Source organism: Rhizobium sp. P43, from assembly GCF_056730705.1.
The window spans coordinates 1994707-2014586 of sequence record NZ_CM161539.1; the positions used below are offsets into that span (position 1 = coordinate 1994707).

At 60.6% G+C, this 19880-nt stretch carries 20 protein-coding genes and 1 riboswitch; of the genes, 8 read left to right on the forward strand and 12 right to left on the reverse strand.

All coding sequences use genetic code 11. The features are described from left to right. Positions 1–60: 60 nt before the first annotated feature. The 6 genes from AC1PUL_RS09995 to AC1PUL_RS10020 all read right to left on the reverse strand — a co-directional run bounded on the left by AC1PUL_RS09995 (position 61) and on the right by AC1PUL_RS10020 (position 9235). A complete protein-coding gene (locus tag AC1PUL_RS09995) occupies positions 61–2259 on the reverse strand; it encodes an esterase-like activity of phytase family protein (protein WP_480468169.1) in 2199 nt (732 codons plus the stop codon). 98 nt (positions 2260–2357) lie between these two features. Then, on the reverse strand, positions 2358–3260 hold the full coding sequence (locus AC1PUL_RS10000) for a DMT family transporter (RefSeq protein WP_480468171.1): 903 nt from the start codon (positions 3258–3260) through the stop codon (positions 2358–2360). 134 nt (positions 3261–3394) lie between these two features. Continuing rightward, positions 3395–3550, reverse strand: a riboswitch (FMN riboswitch). Between the two features lie 141 nt (positions 3551–3691). Continuing rightward, entirely contained in the window at positions 3692–3967 is a 276-nt protein-coding gene (hupB, locus tag AC1PUL_RS10005) for a DNA-binding protein HupB (RefSeq protein ID WP_099057464.1), read from the reverse strand. A 206-nt stretch (positions 3968–4173) separates the two neighbouring features. Then, a complete protein-coding gene (gene lon / locus AC1PUL_RS10010; RefSeq protein ID WP_298462380.1) occupies positions 4174–6591 on the reverse strand; it encodes an endopeptidase La in 2418 nt (805 codons plus the stop codon). A 442-nt stretch (positions 6592–7033) separates the two neighbouring features. Next, complete coding sequence (gene clpX, locus AC1PUL_RS10015; protein ID WP_006727556.1) at positions 7034–8311, reverse strand: ATP-dependent Clp protease ATP-binding subunit ClpX; 1278 nt, start codon at positions 8309–8311, stop codon at positions 7034–7036. A gap of 288 nt (positions 8312–8599) precedes the next feature. Then, positions 8600–9235, reverse strand: coding sequence for an ATP-dependent Clp protease proteolytic subunit (locus tag AC1PUL_RS10020; protein ID WP_480468173.1), 636 nt, complete (start codon positions 9233–9235; stop codon positions 8600–8602). A 356-nt stretch (positions 9236–9591) separates the two neighbouring features. Between AC1PUL_RS10020 and AC1PUL_RS10025 the strand changes: the two genes are divergently transcribed. Together AC1PUL_RS10025 and AC1PUL_RS10030 are read left to right on the forward strand one after the other, a co-directional pair. Then, positions 9592–10836 carry a GGDEF domain-containing protein gene (locus AC1PUL_RS10025; RefSeq protein ID WP_480468175.1) on the forward strand — a complete coding sequence of 415 codons (1245 nt, stop codon included), beginning with the start codon at positions 9592–9594 and terminating at the stop codon, positions 10834–10836. 48 nt (positions 10837–10884) lie between these two features. Further along, positions 10885–12132 (forward strand): cytochrome P450, encoded by a 1248-nt coding sequence (locus AC1PUL_RS10030; RefSeq protein WP_480468177.1) that lies wholly within the window; start codon positions 10885–10887, stop codon positions 12130–12132. On the opposite strand, the gene AC1PUL_RS10035 is transcribed toward AC1PUL_RS10030, so the two are convergent. Then, positions 12122–13105, reverse strand: coding sequence for a helix-turn-helix transcriptional regulator (locus AC1PUL_RS10035; protein ID WP_480468179.1), 984 nt, complete (start codon positions 13103–13105; stop codon positions 12122–12124). The genes AC1PUL_RS10030 and AC1PUL_RS10035 overlap by 11 nt on opposite strands. A gap of 119 nt (positions 13106–13224) precedes the next feature. Here AC1PUL_RS10035 and AC1PUL_RS10040 point away from each other — a divergent pair, with 119 nt between their 5' ends. Further along, a complete protein-coding gene (locus AC1PUL_RS10040) occupies positions 13225–13884 on the forward strand; it encodes a glutathione S-transferase family protein (protein WP_480468180.1) in 660 nt (219 codons plus the stop codon). On the opposite strand, the gene AC1PUL_RS10045 is transcribed toward AC1PUL_RS10040, so the two are convergent. Both AC1PUL_RS10045 and AC1PUL_RS10050 read right to left on the reverse strand, forming a co-directional pair. Further along, positions 13881–14225, reverse strand: coding sequence for a cupin domain-containing protein (locus AC1PUL_RS10045; RefSeq protein WP_480468182.1), 345 nt, complete (start codon positions 14223–14225; stop codon positions 13881–13883). The two genes, AC1PUL_RS10040 and AC1PUL_RS10045, sit on opposite strands and share 4 nt — an antisense overlap. A 54-nt stretch (positions 14226–14279) precedes the next feature. After that, entirely contained in the window at positions 14280–15566 is a 1287-nt protein-coding gene (locus AC1PUL_RS10050; protein ID WP_480468184.1) for an O-acetylhomoserine aminocarboxypropyltransferase, read from the reverse strand. A gap of 168 nt (positions 15567–15734) precedes the next feature. Between AC1PUL_RS10050 and AC1PUL_RS10055 the strand changes: the two genes are divergently transcribed. Continuing rightward, positions 15735–16166 (forward strand): DUF6455 family protein, encoded by a 432-nt coding sequence (locus AC1PUL_RS10055; protein ID WP_480468186.1) that lies wholly within the window; start codon positions 15735–15737, stop codon positions 16164–16166. Positions 16167–16170: 4 nt separating this feature from the next. On the opposite strand, the gene AC1PUL_RS10060 is transcribed toward AC1PUL_RS10055, so the two are convergent. After that, positions 16171–16602, reverse strand: a complete 432-nt coding sequence (locus AC1PUL_RS10060) for a CoA-binding protein (protein ID WP_480468188.1) — start codon at positions 16600–16602, stop codon at positions 16171–16173. A 119-nt stretch (positions 16603–16721) separates the two neighbouring features. Between AC1PUL_RS10060 and AC1PUL_RS10065 the strand changes: the two genes are divergently transcribed. Next, positions 16722–17066 carry a hypothetical protein gene (locus AC1PUL_RS10065; RefSeq protein WP_480468190.1) on the forward strand — a complete coding sequence of 115 codons (345 nt, stop codon included), beginning with the start codon at positions 16722–16724 and terminating at the stop codon, positions 17064–17066. Between the two features lie 15 nt (positions 17067–17081). Here AC1PUL_RS10065 and AC1PUL_RS10070 read toward each other — a convergent pair whose 3' ends face one another. Both AC1PUL_RS10070 and AC1PUL_RS10075 read right to left on the reverse strand, forming a co-directional pair. Beyond that, a complete protein-coding gene (locus AC1PUL_RS10070) occupies positions 17082–17546 on the reverse strand; it encodes a CoA-binding protein (RefSeq protein WP_480468192.1) in 465 nt (154 codons plus the stop codon). 114 nt (positions 17547–17660) lie between these two features. Then, on the reverse strand, positions 17661–18092 hold the full coding sequence (locus tag AC1PUL_RS10075) for a VOC family protein (RefSeq protein ID WP_480468193.1): 432 nt from the start codon (positions 18090–18092) through the stop codon (positions 17661–17663). Between the two features lie 421 nt (positions 18093–18513). Here AC1PUL_RS10075 and rplM point away from each other — a divergent pair, with 421 nt between their 5' ends. From rplM to AC1PUL_RS10090, 3 genes are all read left to right on the forward strand, one after another. Further along, a complete protein-coding gene (rplM, locus tag AC1PUL_RS10080) occupies positions 18514–18978 on the forward strand; it encodes a 50S ribosomal protein L13 (RefSeq protein ID WP_166602091.1) in 465 nt (154 codons plus the stop codon). A gap of 2 nt (positions 18979–18980) precedes the next feature. Beyond that, a complete protein-coding gene (rpsI, locus tag AC1PUL_RS10085) occupies positions 18981–19445 on the forward strand; it encodes a 30S ribosomal protein S9 (RefSeq protein WP_113378149.1) in 465 nt (154 codons plus the stop codon). A 93-nt stretch (positions 19446–19538) separates the two neighbouring features. Further along, the gene (locus AC1PUL_RS10090; RefSeq protein ID WP_298462337.1) at positions 19539–19877 is read left to right on the forward strand and encodes an antibiotic biosynthesis monooxygenase family protein; all 339 of its coding nucleotides are present in this window, start codon (positions 19539–19541) and stop codon (positions 19875–19877) included. Positions 19878–19880: the final 3 nt, after the last annotated feature.

Here is a 19880-nt window from a genome sequence, read left to right on the forward strand (position 1 = left end):
GAAAGAGGCCGGGTGAGCGATCACCCGGCCTCTGTTGTTTCAGGTGGCCTGATCTTTCGATCAGTTGGTGCCCTGCAGGTTCACTTCCCAGAACAGGGTCTCGCCAGACGAATCATCCACGCCGTCATTGTCGGTCACGGCGAAAGCCTTGCCCGAGGCGTCGAAGGCAAAGCCTTCGAGCTTGTCGACGACGTAGCCATTGGTGGCGGCCTTGAGATCCGGGATGAAGTCATGGACCTCTTGCTTGACGACGGTCGGCAGTGCCTCGCCAATCTTGGCAGGCTTCAGGTCGGCGATGGCGACGCGGTAGAGCTTCTTCAGCTTGGCATTGTCGCCGACCTGGTTGTCGCGCTCGACGATAAAGACGTGATCGCCATGGGCGGTGATTTCCGACAGGCCGACCCAACCTTCATCAGCGGCTTCCAGCGGATAGCGAACGGCGCCCCATTCCTTGGACTTCGGGTTGTAGGAGAGGAGCTTCACCGAGCCCTTCTCGTCATCGCCCCATTCGCGCTGAACAGCCATCCAGAGCGTCATGTCGTCGCCCGAACCAATTGCGGTGATGCCTTCCAGGCCGAAGCGGGTCTGGCCGGCGAGCAGTTCAGCGGGGAAGCCGATCTCGGCCTTGATCTCGCCCTTGGCATCGACGTGGTAGAGGCCATGGCCGACGAGCTTCGCGGGATCGCCTTCAGAAGCCAGCCAGAAGCCGCCCTTGCCATCCAGCGTGATGCCTTCGATATCGAGCTTCTGGGCTGCGGCACCGGCGCGGGTGATCGGCAGAGCCGAGGTGATGAAAGCCGGCTTTTGCGTCGCATCGATCGTGAAGATCGACGGCTGCATGCCGTAGAAGCTGTCGTTGACCGCATAGAGCGTGCCTGCCTTTTCGGCGTCGCCGACGAGGCCCGACAGAGCACCCCAGCCGATCGGTGCGCCATCGACCATGGCCGACTGGATCATCGGATAGGCGGGCGTGCCCTCGGCCAGTTCGTAAAGCATCACATGCGAACGCGGGCCGCCGTCTTCGCCGAGATCGACTTCGTTTGCGGTGACCAAAAGGTTGCGCGAGGGGATCGCGACCGCACCTTCCGGCGAAACGCCGGACGGCAGGAGCTGGGTCAGTTCAGGCTCGGCACCGATGTCCTTGTAGACGCCGACGATCGAGGACCGCTCGGACAAGACGAAGAAATAGGTCTGGTCGCCGAAGGCGGCAGCTTCCAGGCCTTCCGGCTCGATGCCCTTGGAGCGGGCGCGCTTGTCGGGGAAGTGCCCGATCTGGGCGATCGCCATTTCCAGCGAAGCACCCGATTCGTAGGCCACCTTTCCGGTCTTGTCGAAGATGGTGAAGCTGCGCGAGCCGCCGTTCCAGTCGCCTTCATTGGCGACAACGAGACGATCGTCACCGAGCCACTTCACCGCGTCAGGCTCGCGCAGGACACCTTCCTTGTTGCCGGTAAACTTCAGAGCGCCGTCCGACTTGGTATCGATGCCGGTGAGGTCGACGGTGCCTGCGGAGAAGTGCGCCTTCACCTCACCGGTCTTGCCGTCGATGATGACGATGTGGTTGTTTTCCTGCAGCGTGACGGCGATTTCGCCAAGGCTGTTGATCGCAACGAATTCCGGCTCCGGATCATCAGGGGCAACGTCGGCGAGACCGGTCAAAGCAACGCGCTTGGTGGTGCCGCAATCGGCAACGCCATCCTTCAATGACACGATCACGAGATCACCCGCCGGCATCTGCGGCAGGGCGCCGTCATTGACGTCTTCGTCGCGCTCGTTCTCGATGGCGATCGCGACGAAAGAGCCGTCCTTGGCGACAGCAACGGAATCAGGCTGACCACCGATATCGCAGGTCGCGTCGATTGCCTTGGAGGCGATGTCGACGACGGCGAGCTTGCCCGAAGGCTTGTCCTTGCTTTCCGACGTGTTGACGCCGACCAGAACCTTGGATCCGGCGACCGCGACCGAAGTCGGTTCGCCGTCCATCATCAGGGCGCCGGCAGCCTTCGGAGCCTTGGCGTCGGTGATGTCGATGAAGCCGATGCCGCCGAGCGGGCTGTCGGAATAGATCAGCGTATTGCCGTCTTCCGAGGCGGTGACGATTTCGGCCGAGGTGGTGGAAAGCTTGTCCTTGTCAGACGGCAGGTTTGCGGCGACGGGGAATGTGGCAATGCGATTGAAGACCTGTTCGGCAGCGGCCGGCAGGGCCACGGATGCAAAGAGCGCCGCCGTCAGGGCGACGCGGGAGAGACCATGGGTCATCGGGAAACCTCCAGTATCCAGAAATGGAACAAGAGGTTTTTGGGGCAGTCCGGTGACAGTCGGATGACAGTTCGACGTCGATCCCACGAATCATCCGATCAGGACGCCGACGAGGCTTCCTTGCCCGCCTCGCGCAGCATCAGGAAGAGCGAAGCACCGAGGATCAGAAGAGCGCCCAGCCAGAGGTAACCGCTCGGCGCATAACCGAAGACCAGCCAGCCGGCGAAGACGTTGAGCGGCAGCTTCAGGTCATCAAAGGGCTGCACATAGGCTGCATCGGCGGCGTTGTAGGCGAGCGTCAGCAGATATTGCCCGATTGCCGTCAACAGACCGGCAGCGAGAAGCAGCCAGAGCGCCAGACCTTCGGGAACCGCAAAGCCCGAGGCTGCGGCAAGGCCGAAGTTGATCGGCGTCAGTAGCACCAGCAGCCAGACGGTGACGGTTTCGGGTGCTTCATAGTGGGTGAGGTTCTTCATGATCAGCGAAGAACCGCCCCAAAGCAGCGCGGAGAGTACCGGCAGCAGGGCCGCGAGCGTGAAGCTGTCGGACCAGGGCTGCAGGATGATCATCGCACCGATGAAGCCGGTCAGCGTGGCGAGCCAACGGTCACGGCCGACAGTCTCGCCGAGGAAGAGACGTGCGCCGATGATGATGAAGAAGGGTGACGTCATGACAAGCGCAATCGCCTGCCAGATGGGCACGGTTGCAAGCCCCATCACCCAGGCCTGCACACCGAAGGCGGCCAGCAGGACGCGCAGGATGTGGCGGACCGGATAGGCCGTCTTCATCGCCTTCAAACCAAGCCTAACAAGCAGCGGCAGGGAGAGAACGAGGGCGAAGCCATATTGCCAGAAGGCCGTTGAAGCCGGCGGGAAGCCGAGCGTCATGGCGAGCCACTGGGTGACGACGTTAAGCGCGGCGAAGGCAGCGCCTGCCAACACCATAAAACCGGCGCCGAGAAAGGCCCGGGAACGCAGAACCGAAACGGAGCTCTGATTCATGTCATGTTTCCTTTTCCAAAGGACCAACACAAATCAGGACAGATGAGGACGACGAAAACCGCGCCCGGACGGGCACGGAGCTGCGCAGCAACGCCCTGGCCATCCGCATGACACGGAGGGAGAGCGCCACCTGACCTCATTCTCTTTCATCCGGACTTTAACCGTCGGCTCCGGATTTACACCGGATCTGCTGACCCTGCCCCTCCCCTTCAGGAAGGCCAGGCGCTCGCGGGCTTGGAGTTTCCTCCTTTACCGCCGGTGGGGAATTTCACCCCGCCCTGAGAACGAATGCCGGACAATCCGGCTTCACAGAAATATGACAGCTCATGCTGCAGCGCAAGACGGGCAAAAAGAAAGCCCGGCACAGAGGCCGGGCTAACCAGGGTGTCAGCTGACCATCGGCACCGAAGGGTGGCGACGGTCACGACGGATCAGCTGTTGACAGCGTCCTTCAGGCCCTTACCGGCCGTGAACTTCGGAACGTTGCGAGCCGGGATATCGACTTCAGCGCCGGTGGACGGGTTGCGGCCCTTGGAGGCTTCGCGACGGGCAACGGTGAAGGCGCCAAAGCCGGCGAGGCGAACGTCGCCGCCGTTCTTCAGTTCAGCCTGAACCGTTTCAAAAACGGCGTCGACGGCAGAGGCCGCGTCAGCCTTGGTCAGGCCAGCCTTCTCGGCGACCGCGGATACGAGTTCGTTCTTGTTCATGTTTCCACCCTTTCTGATTGGTATGAAACGACTCAAAAGTTCAAGTCGGGCGGAGAATACGATTGCTTCTGCCCTTCGCAACTCAAAAGCACCCGAAAGGCCCGGAAAACAAGCCGTTTAAGGGAGTTTTCACAAAAAAGGCTGGCAAAAATGCCAGCCTTTTTGTCGGTTTTGGAGCTTTGTGGCTCACTTATGGCAAAACTGCCTCAGTGAGCGACCGTAGCGCCTGAATCATCGACCCCTTCGACAACGCCGATGGCCGGCGTTTCGACGGTTCCGTCCCATTCAATCGGTTCAGGCACGCGAACCAGCGCATGACGGATCACCTCGCCCATGCGGGACACAGGAATGATCTCCATGTTGTTCTTCACGTTGTCCGGAATGTCCGCCAGGTCCTTGGCGTTCTCTTCCGGAATCAGAACCTTCTTGATGCCGCCACGGAGTGCTGCAAGCAGCTTTTCCTTGAGGCCGCCGATCGGCAGGACGCGGCCACGCAGCGTGACTTCGCCCGTCATCGCTACATCCTTGGAAACCGGGATGCCGGTCATGATCGAGACGATGGCCGTTGCCATGGCGATACCCGCGGACGGTCCATCCTTCGGCGTTGCACCTTCCGGCACGTGGACGTGGATGTCGGACTTGTCGAAGCGCGGCGGCTCGACGCCGAAATCGACGGCTCTGCTGCGGACATAGGATGCCGCCGCCGAAATCGATTCCTTCATCACGTCCTTCAGGTTGCCGGTCACCGTCATGCGGCCCTTGCCGGGCATCATGACGCCTTCGATCGTCAGCAGTTCGCCGCCGACCTCAGTCCAGGCGAGACCGGTGACGACACCGACCTGATCCTCGCCCTCGGCTTCGCCATGGCGGAAGCGCGGGACGCCGAGATAATCGGCAATGTTTTTCTCGGTCACTTCAACCGACTTGACCTTGCCCTTGATGATCTCGGTCACGGCCTTGCGGGCGAGCTTCATCAGTTCGCGCTCGAAGGAGCGGACACCGGCTTCGCGGGTATACTGCTGGATGACCGCCAGGATCGCCTTGTCGGATACGGAGAATTCCTCCGGACGCAGGGCGTGTTCCTTGATCGCCTTCGGCATCAGGTGCCGCTTGGCGATTTCGAGCTTCTCATCCTCGGTGTAGCCGGCGATCCGGATGATCTCCATGCGGTCCATCAGCGGACCCGGGATGTTCAGCGTGTTGGCGGTCGTGACGAACATGACGTTCGACAGGTCATATTCCACTTCGAGATAGTGGTCCATGAATGTCGAGTTCTGTTCGGGATCCAGCACCTCCAAGAGAGCCGAAGACGGATCGCCACGGAAGTCCATGCCCATCTTGTCGATTTCATCGAGCAGGAAGAGCGGGTTGGACTTCTTGGCCTTCTTCATCGACTGCACGATCTTGCCGGGCATCGAGCCGATATAGGTGCGGCGGTGACCGCGGATTTCGGCTTCGTCGCGCACGCCACCGAGCGCCATGCGCACGTATTCGCGGCCGGTCGCCTTGGCGATCGACTTGGCGAGCGAGGTCTTGCCGACGCCCGGAGGGCCGACGAGGCAGAGGATCGGACCTTTGAGCTTCGTCGCACGTGCCTGGACGGCGAGATATTCGACGATGCGCTCCTTGACCTTGTCGAGGCCGAAATGATCCTCGTCGAGGGTCTTTTCAGCGGCGTTCAGGTCGATCTTGACCTTCGACTTCTTGCCCCAGGGCAGACCCAGCAGCCAGTCGAGATAGTTGCGCACGACGGTGGCTTCCGCCGACATCGGGCTCATGTGGCGCAGCTTCTTCAGCTCGGCATCGGCCTTTTCCTTGGCTTCCTTGGAAAGCTTGGTCTTGGCGATGCGCTCTTCCAGTTCGGCCATCTCGTCACGGCCGTCTTCGCCGTCGCCGAGTTCCTTCTGGATCGCCTTCATCTGTTCGTTGAGGTAATACTCGCGCTGGGTCTTCTCCATCTGGCGCTTGACGCGCGAGCGGATGCGCTTTTCGACCTGGAGAACCGAGATCTCGCCTTCCATGAAGCCGAGCGCCTTTTCAAGACGCGTCTTGACGCTCACCGTTTCCAGCATTTCCTGCTTTTCGGTGATCTTGATGGAGAGATGCGAGGCAACGGTATCGGCGAGCTTCGAGTAATCCTCGATCTGGCTCGCGGCGCCGACGACCTCGGGAGAGATCTTCTTGTTCAGCTTGACGTAGTTTTCGAACTCGGAAACCACCGAGCGGGACAGAGCCTCGATCTCCACCGCGTCCTCTGCCGGTTCGGCAAGAATGCGGGCCTTGGCTTCGTAATAGTCCTCGCGGCCGGTATAGCTTTCGACCTTGGCGCGGGCGCGGCCTTCGATCAGCACCTTCACGGTGCCGTCGGGCAGCTTCAGGAGCTGCAGGACGTTTGCGACTGTGCCAACTTCGTAAATGGCATTGGGTGCCGGATCGTCGTCACTGGCATTGATCTGCGTGGCGAGCATGATCTGCTTGTCGGAGCCCATCACCTCTTCCAGAGCGCGAATGGACTTCTCACGGCCGACGAACAGCGGGACGATCATGTGGGGGAACACCACGATGTCGCGCAGAGGAAGCACCGGATAGGTGTTCACCTCGTTTGCTGCAGACGAATTCGTCATTTCACTTCCTTTCCAACGTCCCGTCACCGGGACTCCATGCCGACCCAAAAGAGGCGTCAGGCATATTTCTTGCTCCTCCAACAAGTGGAGTAGCGAAGTCGTCAATTCAAGCCTGCCGCCCTGTGGGGCGCCGAATCTGTGACACCAGCATGACAAAGCTTACCGCTTTTACCAGTAGCCACCGGACCTGATGCGAACCATGCGCGTCACTTCGTCGCCCGGTTGGCGCTCGTCATTCGCATGGGGATCGGGGACACGGGATACGCGGTCGAAGCGACGCAGAACACGAGGCGCTTTCACTGCCTCTATTTCTAGCCCAATCGACAGCCCTGACAACAGCAGTTGACAGCAAAAATGTCTTCTTCCGTCGATACTCACAGATGCGAAACGAAAGAACCCGCCACAGGGGCGGGTTCGAAATCGGTCAGTCCTGCGCCCTTGATCAGGCCGAAGCGTTGGCCTTCTCTTCCTGACGGTCGGCATAGATGTACAGCGGGCGGGAATTGCCGTTGACGACATCGTCGGAGATGACGACTTCGCGAACGCCTTCCAGTTCCGGCAGCTCGAACATCGTGTCGAGCAGGATCTTTTCCATGATCGAGCGCAGGCCGCGGGCACCGGTCTTGCGGGTGATCGCCTTACGGGCGATCTCGCGCAATGCGTCCTCGTGGAAGGTCAGTTCGACGTCTTCCATCTCGAACAGGCGCTGGTACTGCTTGACGAGCGCGTTCTTCGGCTCCGACAGGATCTGGATGAGGGCATCCTCATCGAGGTCCTCAAGCGTTGCCAGAACCGGCAGACGACCGATGAATTCCGGGATGAGGCCGAACTTCACCAGATCTTCCGGCTCCAGCTCGCGCAGGACTTCGCCGACGCGGCGATCGTCTTCTGCCTTCACGGTTGCACCGAAGCCGATCGACGTCTTCTCGCCACGGGCAGAGATGATCTTGTCGAGGCCGGCAAAAGCCCCACCGCAGATGAACAGGATGTTCGTCGTATCGACCTGCAGGAATTCCTGCTGCGGATGCTTGCGGCCGCCCTGCGGCGGGACCGATGCCACCGTGCCTTCCATGATCTTCAGCAGTGCCTGCTGGACGCCCTCGCCCGACACGTCGCGGGTGATCGACGGATTGTCCGACTTGCGGGAGATCTTGTCGACTTCGTCGATGTAGACGATGCCGCGCTGGGCGCGCTCGACATTGTAGTCGGCAGCCTGGAGCAGCTTCAGGATGATGTTTTCAACGTCTTCACCGACATAACCGGCTTCGGTGAGCGTCGTGGCGTCGGCCATGGTGAAGGGCACGTCGATGATGCGGGCCAGCGTCTGGGCAAGATAGGTCTTGCCGCAGCCGGTCGGACCGACAAGCATGATGTTCGACTTCGCCAGCTCCACGTCGCCGCCCTTCGAGGCATGCGACAGACGCTTGTAATGGTTGTGCACGGCCACCGACAGGATCTTCTTCGCCTGCTTCTGGCCGATGACGTATTCGTCGAGGATCTTGATGATGTCCTGCGGCGTGGGAACGCCGTCGCGAGACTTGACCATCGAAGATTTGTTCTCTTCGCGGATGATGTCCATGCAGAGTTCGACGCATTCATCGCAGATGAACACCGTCGGTCCGGCAATCAGTTTGCGGACCTCGTGCTGGCTCTTGCCGCAGAAGGAACAATAAAGGGTATTCTTGGAGTCACCGCCGTTGCTTCCGCTGACTTTGCTCATGTCTTTATCCTTCCAGCACGCCGCGCCACCGCAGTCACGGCAGGGCGGTCACTCACACTGTCCGGTTACCACCGCCGCCTTTGGTGGAAACCTCTTCCGATCCGGAGCTACTAGCCGTCCCGACCCATGTCGGAGCGGCGGCAACGAAAACTCCCAGTCTCGGCAGACTATGTCACAAAGCTTCAACATAGCCTTAATCTAACTATTAGCGCTTTTGCGCCGAGATGAAACCCCGCTTCGGATCACGTCTGCCATGTCTGGCAAACATCCCCGGGCGGGGACATTGCATCATGTCGAAGGTGCTGCACCTTCGATTTCGGCGCGCGAGGTCAGGATACGGTCGATAAGACCCCAGTCCTTGGCTTCGCTCAATTCCATGAAATGGTCGCGATCCAGCGTCGATTCGACTTCTTCATAGGTGCGGCCCGTATGCTTCACATAGACCTCGTTGAGGCGACGCTTCATCTTAATGATGTCACGAGCATGGCGCTCGATGTCGGAAGCCTGACCCTGGAAGCCGCCGGAGGGCTGGTGAACCATGATCCGCGAGTTCGGCGTCGCAAAGCGCATGCCCTTCTCGCCGGCTGCGAGCAGCAGCGAACCCATCGATGCGGCCTGACCGATGCAGAGCGTCGACACAGCCGGGCGGATGAACTGCATGGTGTCGTAGATCGCCATACCGGAGGTTACGACGCCGCCGGGCGAATTGATGTAAAGCGCGATTTCCTTCTTCGGGTTTTCGGCTTCGAGGAAGAGAAGCTGGGCGCAGACCAGCGAGGCCATGGTGTCTTCGACCGGACCCGTGAGGAAGATGATCCGCTCCTTCAGCAGTCGGGAGAAGATGTCGTAGGAGCGCTCGCCACGATTGGTCTGTTCGACGACCATCGGCACCAGAGCGAGAGCGGTATCAACGGGATTTCTCATGACGGTCCTTTTCAAGCCTCTCCCCGGCACGTCCGGTGGCGGGAATCACGTAATCGTTGTCAATCCCTACATAGAGTGTCCGCACCCAGACATTCAAGACACGAGGACGGGATATCCTTAATGCACGAAATTGCACGCAAGCCTACAGAAACGCCGCGACGGGGCAATTTCGAGCGACTTGATCGCCGAGGTGACGAAAAGATACACAAGAAAACGCTAACATGGTGAAATTTGGGTAAGCCCTGCCCGGAATCGGCTGAGGATCGGATTGCTCGCCATCGTTTCCTAGGAACTGGTTAACCAGTCTGGGCGAAGCTGTCTTATTGCCAGTTCTATGTATTTCAGGAATTTACACCGTGATCGACGTGAAGACTGCGTTTCTGCTCTGGGTGATCCAGGCGGCTACGCTGGCGGTTTTGCTGGTAGCGATCTGGCTGCACGCCCGTGACCAGCGTCATTTTTTGTGGTTCGGTCTCGGCTTTGGACTGCAGGCGGTAGGCCTCGGCATGGTGGGACTGCGCGACCAGATTCCGGATCTTATCTCCATTCAGGTCGGCAATGTGCTTTCGCTGGGCGGTTTCGTCTGCTGGGGAAGAGCGCTTTGTGCTTTCGATGGACGCAAGACGCCATTCTATGTTGGCCTGCCGGCAGCGATCTGGATCGTTGGCAACCTTGTGCCGGAGCTGCGGGTGGAATTCGGCTATCGCATGGCAATCTATGACGTCGCGGCGGCGGCCGGACTGGTCGTGCTTGGCATCCTCGCGCTGAAGGGCAACTTCAGCACGGAACGCTATCGGTCCATGCTGGCTGCCGTGTGGTTCGTGCAGGCTGGCGCTTGCCTGGCCTTCGCCTATCTAGCAACACGGATCATGCCACAGAGTTTCAACGAGATGACCCTTGCCATAGCCGTCAGCATTGTCGGGCTCGTTTCCTTCGTCATTGCGATGACGCTGGTGGCGAAGATGATGATGGATCGATCGGAAGAACGGTTGCAGGCGCTGGTGCGCAGCGACCCGCTGACCGGCGCCCTTAACCGGCGCGGGTTTTTGGATGCCTATGAGACTCTTCTGGCGACAGCGCCGACGGGTGTCATCGCGCTCGTCGTTTTCGACCTCGATCACTTCAAGCAGGTCAACGATGTTCACGGCCACCAGGTGGGCGATCAGGTGCTCTTGGAATTTGTCTCAGTCTGTTCCTCGCTTCTGCCGCAGAGAGCCGCTTTTGGCCGCACCGGCGGCGAGGAATTTGCGGCCGTGCTTCTGGTCAAGGAGGCCAGAGATGCCGCTCTGTTTGCCGAGACCGTGCGAATGGCGCTTGCCGAACGGGAAATCGAGACTGGCCAGGACCCAATCCGTGTCACAACCAGCATCGGCATTGCTATTTCGCCGCGCGCCACTGCCGATTTCGATCGGATGACCGCCCAGGCCGATTCGGCGCTGTATGCTGCCAAAGCGCAAGGGCGCAACCGCACATCGGTCAAGTCTGGCGCAACCATCGTCACCGTTCCACCGGTGCGCACCGAAACGATCGACGATCAGGCCGACCGGCAGGTGGCGATCCTCAAGCGGATTGCCGCTGTCGGCAACGATCTCCACCACTGATCTCGCCACTCCCCTTGCGGAACAGCGGCCAAGGGCTAAACAGAACACATGACACAACCATTGCCCTTTCTCTCCATCGACCCCGCCACCCGACGCGTCTCCCTTGATGCCCGCGACCCCGCCTTTTTTGGCGATCCGAACCGCGCCTATGCGGCCCTGCATGCGAGCTGTCCGACCTTCTACTGGGAAGAGCAGAAGCAGTGGTTCTTTACAGGCTATGACCATGTGAACGCGCTCTTGCGCGATCGCCGCTTCGGCCGGCAGATCCTGCACGTCGCAACCCGTGAGGAGCTCGGCCTGCCCGAGCCTGCCGCCCATACGCGTCATTTCGACAAGGCCGAGGAACATTCGCTGCTCGAAATCGAACCGCCGGAGCACACCCGGCTGAGAACGCTCGTCAACCGCGCCTTCGTTTCACGCCATGTCGAGAAGATGACGGGTGAGATCGAAGACCTCGCGACCCGGTTGATCGACGGCTTCGAGAAGCATGGCAAGACCGAGCTGCTCTCGACCTTTGCCGACATCATTCCAGTGACCATGATTGCCCGCATGATCGGGATCCCCGAAGAGATGGGGCCGCAGCTTCTGAAATGGAGCCACGACTATGTCGGCATGTATATGTTCAAGCGGACGCGCGCCGATGAAGAGGCCGCTGACCGCTCAGCGAAGGAATTTGCGGACTATGTGCGGACGGTGATCGCCGAGCGTCGCGCCGAACCGCGCGACGATCTGCTCAGCCACATGATCCATACCGAACACAAGGGGCAGTTCCTCACCGAGGACGAGCTGATCTCGACGACCATCGTGCTCTTGAATGCCGGGCATGAAGCGACCGTGCACCAGATCGGCAATTCGGTGCGGATGATCCTCGACAGCGGGATCGATCCGGCAACGCTGTTTACCGACGAAAAGACGACGGAGCGGACGGTCGAGGAGACGCTTCGGATCTGCGCGCCGGTGCATATCTTCCAGCGCTGGTGCCTGGAACCCTGCGAGATCGATGGCGTCAGCTTTGAGCGCGGCGACAAGGTGAGCATGATCCTGGCGGCTGCCAATCTCGATCCGCAGAAATTCTCGGACCCGCTCACCTTCAAGCCGGATCGCGATGAGGGTGCCAACCTCTCCTTCGGCGCCGGCATCCATTTCTGCATCGGTGCCCCGCTCGCCAGGCTCGAGCTCAACATCGTGCTGCCGCTTCTCTTCAAGCGCTTGCCGGGCCTGAAGATCGCGGAGACGCCCAAGGTCAAGGACGTCTATCACTTCCACGGGCTGGAGCGGCTCGACCTTACCTGGTGATGTCAGATGGCTCGCCATAGCGCGCCATCAGGGCTTCGATCGCCCGCCGCATGGCGAGCCGCAGTTCCGGCGGGTCGATCACCTCAACCTCCGTGCCGAGCTTCAGCATCTCGGACACGGCCATGCGCTCATCGGCCACGGGCAGCCGTGCCGTACGCCATCCACGCTCATCGGGTTCGCCGATGACTTCGAGATGGGCGCGGACATAGGGCGGCGGCATGTGTTCGATCTCCTTCAGGCCCCAAGGCGAGAGCCGAATGGTCGCCCAGTTCGGATAGAGCTCAAGTTCGAGCCGACGCGTGTTTTCGTTCCAGTAGTCTGCGAGATCGAAATCTTTCGGCCAGTCGAAGCGCTCTTCGGTGACAACAAGGTCGAGGACACGGGAAATGCGATAGGTGCGCGGCGTGTCGTTGACCCGCGCCACGAGATACCAGGCGCCGCCTTTCATCACGATGCCGAGCGGTTCCACAATCCTGCTCTTCTCCGCCGTCCAAGAGCGATAACGCATGCGGATGCGCTTGGAGTTCCACACTGCGTCGGCAATGGCCTGGAGGTAGACGGGCTGCTCCCCTTCGGCGAGCCAGGCGGGCGCATCGAGATGGAACTTCTGCTGCATGCGCCGGGCGCTTTCGCGCAGATCTTCCGGCAGGGCGGCCGTCAGCTTCTTCTGGGCGCCGGCCATCAGGGAGCCCAGGCCGAGATCGGCAGCGGCACCGGGAATGCCGGATAGGAACATAGCCTCGGCCTCGGCGGGGGTGAGACCATTCAGGCGCACGCGATAGCCATCCAGCAGCCGGTAGCCACCATCGGAGCCGCGTTCGCTGTAGACGGGGATGCCCGAAAGCGTGAGCGCATCGATATCGCGATAGATGGTGCGCACCGAGACGTCGTTTTCGTCGGCCAAGGCCTCGGCGGTCACCAGCCCCTTCGCCTGCAGGGTCGTCAGGATGTTGATGAGCCGGCTCGCCCGCATCGGAAAATCTCCCTTTCGACCATCATGCTAAACCAACCTGACACAATCTGACAGGTATCCCGGCGCATTCTCCCTTCGTCGCCACACGGCGTATCCAATTTGAAAATGGGAGACTTCCAATGAGCAAAGACCATAAGATCACCCTCTTCTACTCGCCCCAGACCCGCGCCACCGGTGCGCGTGTACTGCTGGAGGAGTTGAAGGTGCCCTATGATCTGCACGTGCTGAACATGAAGACGGGCGAGCAGCGCCAACCGGCCTATCTGGCGATCAATCCGCTCGGCAAGGTGCCTGCGGTGCGCGTCGGAGAAACCTTGATCACCGAACAAGGCGCGATCTACCTCTATCTGGCCGATCTCTTTCCCGAAGCGGGTCTTGCCCCTGCACTGACCGATCCGGACCGCGGCGCTTATCTCCGCTGGCTTTTCATCTATGGCAGCTGCTTCGAACCGGCGGTCGTCGATCGCTTCATGAAGCGCGAGCCGGGATCGATGAACGAGACGCCCTATGCGAGCTACGAGTCGCTGATCGACATGCTGGAAGAAGTGCTCAAAACAGGCCCCTACCTGCTCGGCGAGCGCTTCACGGCAGCCGATCTGCTCTGGGGCATTGCGTTGCGCTGGACGACGATGTTCGGGCTCGTCGAGGCGCGCCCGGTCTTCCAGGCTTACATGGAGCGTATCGGCAATCGCGCGAGCATCCAGAAGGTCTCGGCGGAAGACGCGGCCATGATTGCCGAGCATGAGGCTATCGCGGCCCGAATGAAGGCTGCGAGCTAGAGCCTGATGACATAGTCCTTGCGAGTCGTTTCAAGGACTTCCCAGGTTCCCTTGAAGCCCGGTCTGAGGATCAGGCGGTCGCCGGCCTTCAAATGAACAGGCTCGCCGCCATCCTCGGTGACGACAGAGTGGCCTTCGAGAATGTGGAAATATTCCCATTCATCGTAAGAGATCCGCCACTTGCCGGGCGTCGACTGCCAGATACCGGCATAGAGGCCGCCGTCGGCTTCCTCGATGTTCCAGGTGGTGAAACGCGGGGCGCCCGAGATCAGGCGGTCGGGTGCCGGCGCGCCCTCCTCCGGCGTGACGGTCGCGGGATCAATCGGCAAGACAAGGCTCATGATGCTCTCCGAAATGAGGGGCGGCGCTGCCCGTACAGCGCCGCCTTTGGATTGTCAGGCAGAGGCCAGCGCCTGCTCGAGATCGGCGATGATGTCTTCGGCGTCCTCGATGCCGATGGACAGGCGAACGACGTCAGGTCCGGCACCGGCGGCGATCTGCTGGGCTTCGGAGAGCTGCGCATGGGTCGTGGACGCCGGATGGATGATCAGCGACCGGGTATCGCCGATATTGGCGAGATGCGAGAAAAGCTTCAAGCCACCGACCAGCGCCTTGCCGGCTTCAAGACCGCCCTTGATGCCGAAGGTGAAGACGGATCCGGCGCCCTTCGGCGAATAGCGCTTCTGCAAAGCGTTGTTCGGATCGTCGGCGAGACCGGCATAATTGACCCAGGCGACCTTCGGGTGGCTTTTCAGCCAGGTCGCGACCTTCATGGCGTTGTCGCAATGGCGCTGCATGCGCAGCGGCAGGGTTTCGATGCCGGTCAGGAGCAGGAATGCGTTCATCGGGGCGATGGCGGGGCCGAGGTCACGCAGGCCGAGAACACGGCAAGCGATGGCGAAGGCGAAATTGCCGAAGGTCTGGTGCAGGACGACACCGTTATACTCCGGGCGCGGCTCAGACAGCATCGGATATTTGCCAGGCTTAGCCGACCAGTCGAAGGTGCCGCCATCAACGATGACACCGCCCATGGAATTTCCGTGACCGCCGAGGAACTTGGTGACGGAATGCACGATGATGTCGGCGCCGTGTTCCAGCGGGCGGATCAGGTAGGGGCTCGCCATGGTGTTGTCGACGATGAGCGGCAGACCGTGGCGATGGGCGACGTCGGCGATGGCTTCGATATCGACAAAGGTGCCGCCGGGATTGGCCAGGCTTTCGATGTAGACGGCCTTGGTCTTGTCATCGATCTGGGCTGCGAAGCTCTCGGGGTCAGCAGGGTCTGCCCAGCGGACCTGCCAGCCGAAATTCTTGAAGGCATGGCCGAACTGGTTGATCGAGCCGCCATAGAGCTTCTTCGCCGCGACGAAGTTGTCGCCCGGCTGCATCAGGGTATGGAAGATCAGGAGCTGTGCGGCGTGACCGGAGGCCACCGCAAGGGCTGCCGTGCCGCCTTCAAGAGCTGCAATTCGCTCCTCCAGAACGCCCTGGGTGGGGTTCATGATGCGGGTGTAGATATTGCCGAACTCCTTGAGTGCAAAGAGGTTTGCGGCATGGTCGCTATCGTTGAAGACATAGGCCGTGGTCTGGTAGATCGGCGTGATGCGCGCCCCCGTGGTGGGGTCCGGCTGGGCGCCGGCATGGATGGCAAGCGTTGCGAAACCCGGATTTTTCTCCGACATTTTTGGTCCTCCCTTGATGGCTTTCGGCGGGATCATAGTCGGTCGCCCACCGATGTCAGCCTGGATTATTCCAAACTGCTGCCCCTCATGAGGAATTTTCTACTTGATCGAGGTCAATGCGGGTTGGTGCTGCGCTGGCATTCTCCTTCCCAGTCAAAGGAGAGCCTCATGACACTCACGATCGCCGATCCGGTCCGCCACACCGTGCAGCAAATCCTCTCCTGGTTCGCCCAGGGTTTCGAACACGCCACCGAAAGCGACATGCTTGCCGGTCTTTCCGATGCCGAGGTCGAGGCGCTGGCCGAGGATTGCGGCCTCAGCAGCCATCAGCTCCTGGCTCTGGTGAAGGCCGGGCCGCATGCAGCCGACGAAATGCCGGCGATGATGCGGGCTCTGAACATCGATCCCGCCGAGGTCGAGTATCGCATGCGCCGCGTCTTCCGCGACATGCAGATCACCTGCGCCCAGTGCTCGTCGAAGGACACCTGCCGCAACCATCTGCAGCAGGGCAAGGCCGAGCGGACCTTTGTCGAATACTGCGGCAATGCCGACACGCTGAATGCCTTGAGGGCCAATCCCGATCTGCTGATCGAGGCCTGACGCTTCAGAGCCCGAGCCGCGGTATCTCGATCGCCGGGCAGCGGTCCATGACCACCTGGATGCCGGCCGCCTCCGCCGGCTTCACGGCTTCGTCGTCGCGTACGGAGAGTTGACCCCAGATTACCTTGGGACGGTTCGGCAGGGCGAGCGATTCGGCCACCACTTCCCCGAGATATTCCGGCGCCCGGAAGACATCGATCATGTCGATTGTTTCGGGGATATCGGCCATGGTCGCATAGACGGTCTGACCGAGGATTTCCTTGCCGACCTGCCCTGGATTGACCGGATAGACCGTATAGCCCTTTGACAGAAGAAAGCGCATGACGCCAAAGCTCGGTCGATCCGGCTTGGGCGAGGCGCCGAGAAGCGCGATGGTCTTCACCGAACCGAGGATCGCCCTGAGCTCATCCGCGCTGTAATAATCGTGATCGGCCATCTCATTCTCCTCATTCGTCGTCGCATGAGGAGTAAATGGGTTGCGGTCAGGCTGCAACAAGGCGGTGGAACCGCAAGGCCCGGACCGACGTTGAACGAACGCGCAGAAGGAGGACCAAGATGCGCCCAAGCACTTTTGCCATCATGACCATCGCTGCAACGCTGCTGGCCCAGCCGGCCATGGCGATTTCGCGTTATAATTCAACCACGCTGACCTGCGACCAGGTCCGCCAGCGCGTCATCAGCGAAGGCGCCGTGATCCTGCGCTACCCCTCGACACGGGTGAAGGGCATGACGCTTTACGATCGCTATGTCACCCGGACTGCCCAGTGCGATCCTCACGAATATGCGGAACGCGCTTATGTGCCGACGCGCGACACCCCACGCTGCCCGGTTCTGAACTGCCAGGATTTCGACCCCGAGTCGCGTCCCTTCGGCTTCGGCAAACCGGTGATCCGCTTCTGAGGCAATCCCTTTCCGTCAGGCCGCATGGCCATGCGCCGAATGGGCATGCATGCGCTCGTAGACGAGAGGGTATTCTGAGACGAGCGCCCGGTTCATCACCACCTTGATGCCGGCCGCTTCTGCTCTTGCCGCTGCGGCGTCATCCCGGATGCCGAGCTGACACCAGATCGCTGCCGGCAAGGGCTTCATGGCCAGGACCTCATCGACAATGGCTGGCAGATGTTCCGGACGACGGAAGATGTCGACGAGATGGATCGGCTCAGGGATTTCAGCGAGCGTGCCATAAACCCGCTGGCCGAGGATGCGCTCGCCGCGGTGCAGCGGGTTTACCGGGAAGACGTGGTAGCCCTTCCCCAGCAGGAAGCCTGAGATCCAATGGCTGGGCCGCTTGTCGTCGGTCGAGGCTCCGACGACGGCGACGTTCTTAACCGTCGCGAGAATGTCGGCAAGATAGCTGTTCAGGTAGGTGTCGTGGTTCATGGACGTTCCTCCCGGCCTGCGAAGGCCTCTGGTTTACCCGTCCATCTTGTCCCGATCACAGCCTAACGCACGCCGCTTAACCGGTCGGTATCGAAATCCATCAAATGCCGCAGATCAATCCGGCAGCACGACATGCCCATGTTCATCCTGCGGGAAGTAGGGATTGAAGGCGATTTCCCAGAGATGACCATCGGGGTCCGCCACATAGCCGGAATAGCCACCCCAGAAGACCTTTTCCGGGGCCTTGACCAGTCGGGCACCGCAGGAAACGACGAATTTCACCACAGCATCGACGCCGATCTCGCTTGCGACATTGTAGGCCAGCGTCACGCCGGAGAAGCCGACAGCGGTGTCCTCGACATGCGCATCCTCTGCAAGGCTGGTGCGGGAGAAGAGGCCGAGCACGGTTCCCTTCAGCTGGATGAAGGTGACGCTGTCGTTGGATGCCGACGATTTGCTCCAACCAAGTCTGGCATAGAATTCGGTGCTGCGGGCGACGTCTGCCACGCCGAGCGTGATGAGCGATATCCGGCGTTCGAGCGACATGGTTTCCTCCGATTGGCCACTCCGCCGTTACGTTCGGTTTATGTTTTCATTATGTTCATGCGAATATTAGCAAAATCAGGAGTTGCGATGCGTTTATTGGCACACCCGTTCCATCTCGTCCGAGGGCTGGAATAATTCTATCTGGTAGCGCTTTCACGCATCAAGCCGGCCCCAGTCGCGCCCTCGCGGATGCGGTAAAATAATACCCCATATTCAAGTAATTGATTCCGCTCTTTTATTTCCGACGACTGCCAAACCCATCAACCTTGACGCGGTTGCACCACAGGACTATACCCCTCCCCGGAATGCGGCCCTTCGGGACCGCTTTCTTTTTTGCGCCGGAAAGGCGCGAAACAAGCAACAAGAAACGCCTGCAGTTTCCGGTCCACCGGACTGCGGGATCACACGGAAAGAGACCTCAATGTCTACCTTCGTTCAGAAGCCTGCAGAGGTGGAGAAGAAGTGGATCCTCATCGACGCCGAAGGGCTCGTTGTCGGCCGCCTCGCCACCATCATCGCCACGCACCTGCGCGGCAAGCACAAGGCCACCTATACCCCCCATGTTGACGACGGCGACAACGTCATCGTCATCAACGCCGAAAAGGTCGTCTTCACCGGCAAGAAGTATGCCGACAAGAAGTACTACTGGCACACCGGTTATCCGGGCGGCATCAAGGAGCGTACGGCTCGCCAGATCATCGAAGGCCGCTTCCCGGAGCGCGTTCTCGAGAAGGCCGTTGAGCGCATGATCCCGCGCGGTCCGCTTGGCCGTCGCCAGATGAAGAACCTGCGCGTTTACGCCGGCGCCAACCACCCGCATGAAGCTCAGCAGCCCGTCGCTCTCGACGTTGCCAAGCTGAACGCCAAGAACACAAGGAGCGCCTAAGTATGGCCGATCTTTCTTCCCTGAAGGACCTTGCCCCGGCACAGGACGCAGCTCCGGCTCACGTCCGCAAGGTCGACTCGCTGGGTCGCTCCTACGCCACCGGCAAGCGCAAGAACGCCGTTGCCCGCGTGTGGGTCAAGCCGGGCACCGGCAAGATCACCATCAACGGTCGCGAATTCCGCACCTACTTCGCCCGTCCGGTCCTGCAGATGATCCTGCAGCAGCCGATCGTCGCAGCTGCCCGTGATGGCCAGTTCGACATCGTCGCGACCGTTCACGGTGGCGGCCTCTCCGGCCAGGCTGGTGCCGTTCGTCACGGTCTCTCGAAGGCCCTCACCTACTTCGAACCGGGCCTGCGCTCGGTCCTGAAGAAGGGTGGCTTCCTGACCCGCGACAGCCGCGTTGTCGAGCGTAAGAAGTACGGCAAGGCCAAGGCCCGTCGTTCGTTCCAGTTCTCCAAGCGTTAATCGCTGGATTGCCGGAAACGGAAATCAAGGCGGGGCTTCGGCTCCGCCTTTTTTTTTATTCCTGATCCTCGTCCCGACATCAACGGCACCGTCATGGCATCCGAAATCGCAAGACTTCCCAAGCCTCCTTATTATGTCGTCTGCTTCTCCTCGCAGCGCACAGCGGGCGACCACGGCTATGGCGCCATGGCCGACGCCATGGTCGCGCTCGCCGAACAACAGCCCGGCTATCTCGGCATGGAGAGCGTGCGCGGGGCAGACGGTTTCGGGATTACCAACTCGTACTGGCTGGATGAGGCGAGCATCCTCGCCTGGAAAGCGGTCGTCTCTCACGCCGCAGCCCAGAGACTCGGGCGCGAACGGTGGTATGAAGACTATCGGGTGATCGTTGCAAAGGTCGAGCGGGCCTACGACATCAAGAGAGAAGACTGAAGG

Excerpts from the sequence above, each read along its gene's own strand:
- rpsI (WP_113378149.1), top strand. The coding sequence starts at position 18,981 with ATGGCCGATCTTTCTTCCCTGAAGGACCTTGCCCCGGCACAGGACGCA.
- clpX (WP_006727556.1), bottom strand. The coding sequence starts at position 8,311 with ATGAGCAAAGTCAGCGGAAGCAACGGCGGTGACTCCAAGAATACCCTT.
- AC1PUL_RS10060 (WP_480468188.1), bottom strand. The coding sequence starts at position 16,602 with ATGGCCGATCACGATTATTACAGCGCGGATGAGCTCAGGGCGATCCTC.
- AC1PUL_RS10035 (WP_480468179.1), bottom strand. The coding sequence starts at position 13,105 with ATGCGGGCGAGCCGGCTCATCAACATCCTGACGACCCTGCAGGCGAAG.
- AC1PUL_RS10070 (WP_480468192.1), bottom strand. The coding sequence starts at position 17,546 with ATGAACCACGACACCTACCTGAACAGCTATCTTGCCGACATTCTCGCG.
- AC1PUL_RS10020 (WP_480468173.1), bottom strand. The coding sequence starts at position 9,235 with ATGAGAAATCCCGTTGATACCGCTCTCGCTCTGGTGCCGATGGTCGTC.
- AC1PUL_RS09995 (WP_480468169.1), bottom strand. The coding sequence starts at position 2,259 with ATGACCCATGGTCTCTCCCGCGTCGCCCTGACGGCGGCGCTCTTTGCA.
- AC1PUL_RS10090 (WP_298462337.1), top strand. The coding sequence starts at position 19,539 with ATGGCATCCGAAATCGCAAGACTTCCCAAGCCTCCTTATTATGTCGTC.
- AC1PUL_RS10040 (WP_480468180.1), top strand. The coding sequence starts at position 13,225 with ATGAGCAAAGACCATAAGATCACCCTCTTCTACTCGCCCCAGACCCGC.
- lon (WP_298462380.1), bottom strand. The coding sequence starts at position 6,591 with ATGACGAATTCGTCTGCAGCAAACGAGGTGAACACCTATCCGGTGCTT.
- hupB (WP_099057464.1), bottom strand. The coding sequence starts at position 3,967 with ATGAACAAGAACGAACTCGTATCCGCGGTCGCCGAGAAGGCTGGCCTG.
- AC1PUL_RS10045 (WP_480468182.1), bottom strand. The coding sequence starts at position 14,225 with ATGAGCCTTGTCTTGCCGATTGATCCCGCGACCGTCACGCCGGAGGAG.
- AC1PUL_RS10030 (WP_480468177.1), top strand. The coding sequence starts at position 10,885 with ATGACACAACCATTGCCCTTTCTCTCCATCGACCCCGCCACCCGACGC.
- AC1PUL_RS10065 (WP_480468190.1), top strand. The coding sequence starts at position 16,722 with ATGCGCCCAAGCACTTTTGCCATCATGACCATCGCTGCAACGCTGCTG.
- AC1PUL_RS10055 (WP_480468186.1), top strand. The coding sequence starts at position 15,735 with ATGACACTCACGATCGCCGATCCGGTCCGCCACACCGTGCAGCAAATC.
- AC1PUL_RS10075 (WP_480468193.1), bottom strand. The coding sequence starts at position 18,092 with ATGTCGCTCGAACGCCGGATATCGCTCATCACGCTCGGCGTGGCAGAC.
- rplM (WP_166602091.1), top strand. The coding sequence starts at position 18,514 with ATGTCTACCTTCGTTCAGAAGCCTGCAGAGGTGGAGAAGAAGTGGATC.
- AC1PUL_RS10000 (WP_480468171.1), bottom strand. The coding sequence starts at position 3,260 with ATGAATCAGAGCTCCGTTTCGGTTCTGCGTTCCCGGGCCTTTCTCGGC.
- AC1PUL_RS10050 (WP_480468184.1), bottom strand. The coding sequence starts at position 15,566 with ATGTCGGAGAAAAATCCGGGTTTCGCAACGCTTGCCATCCATGCCGGC.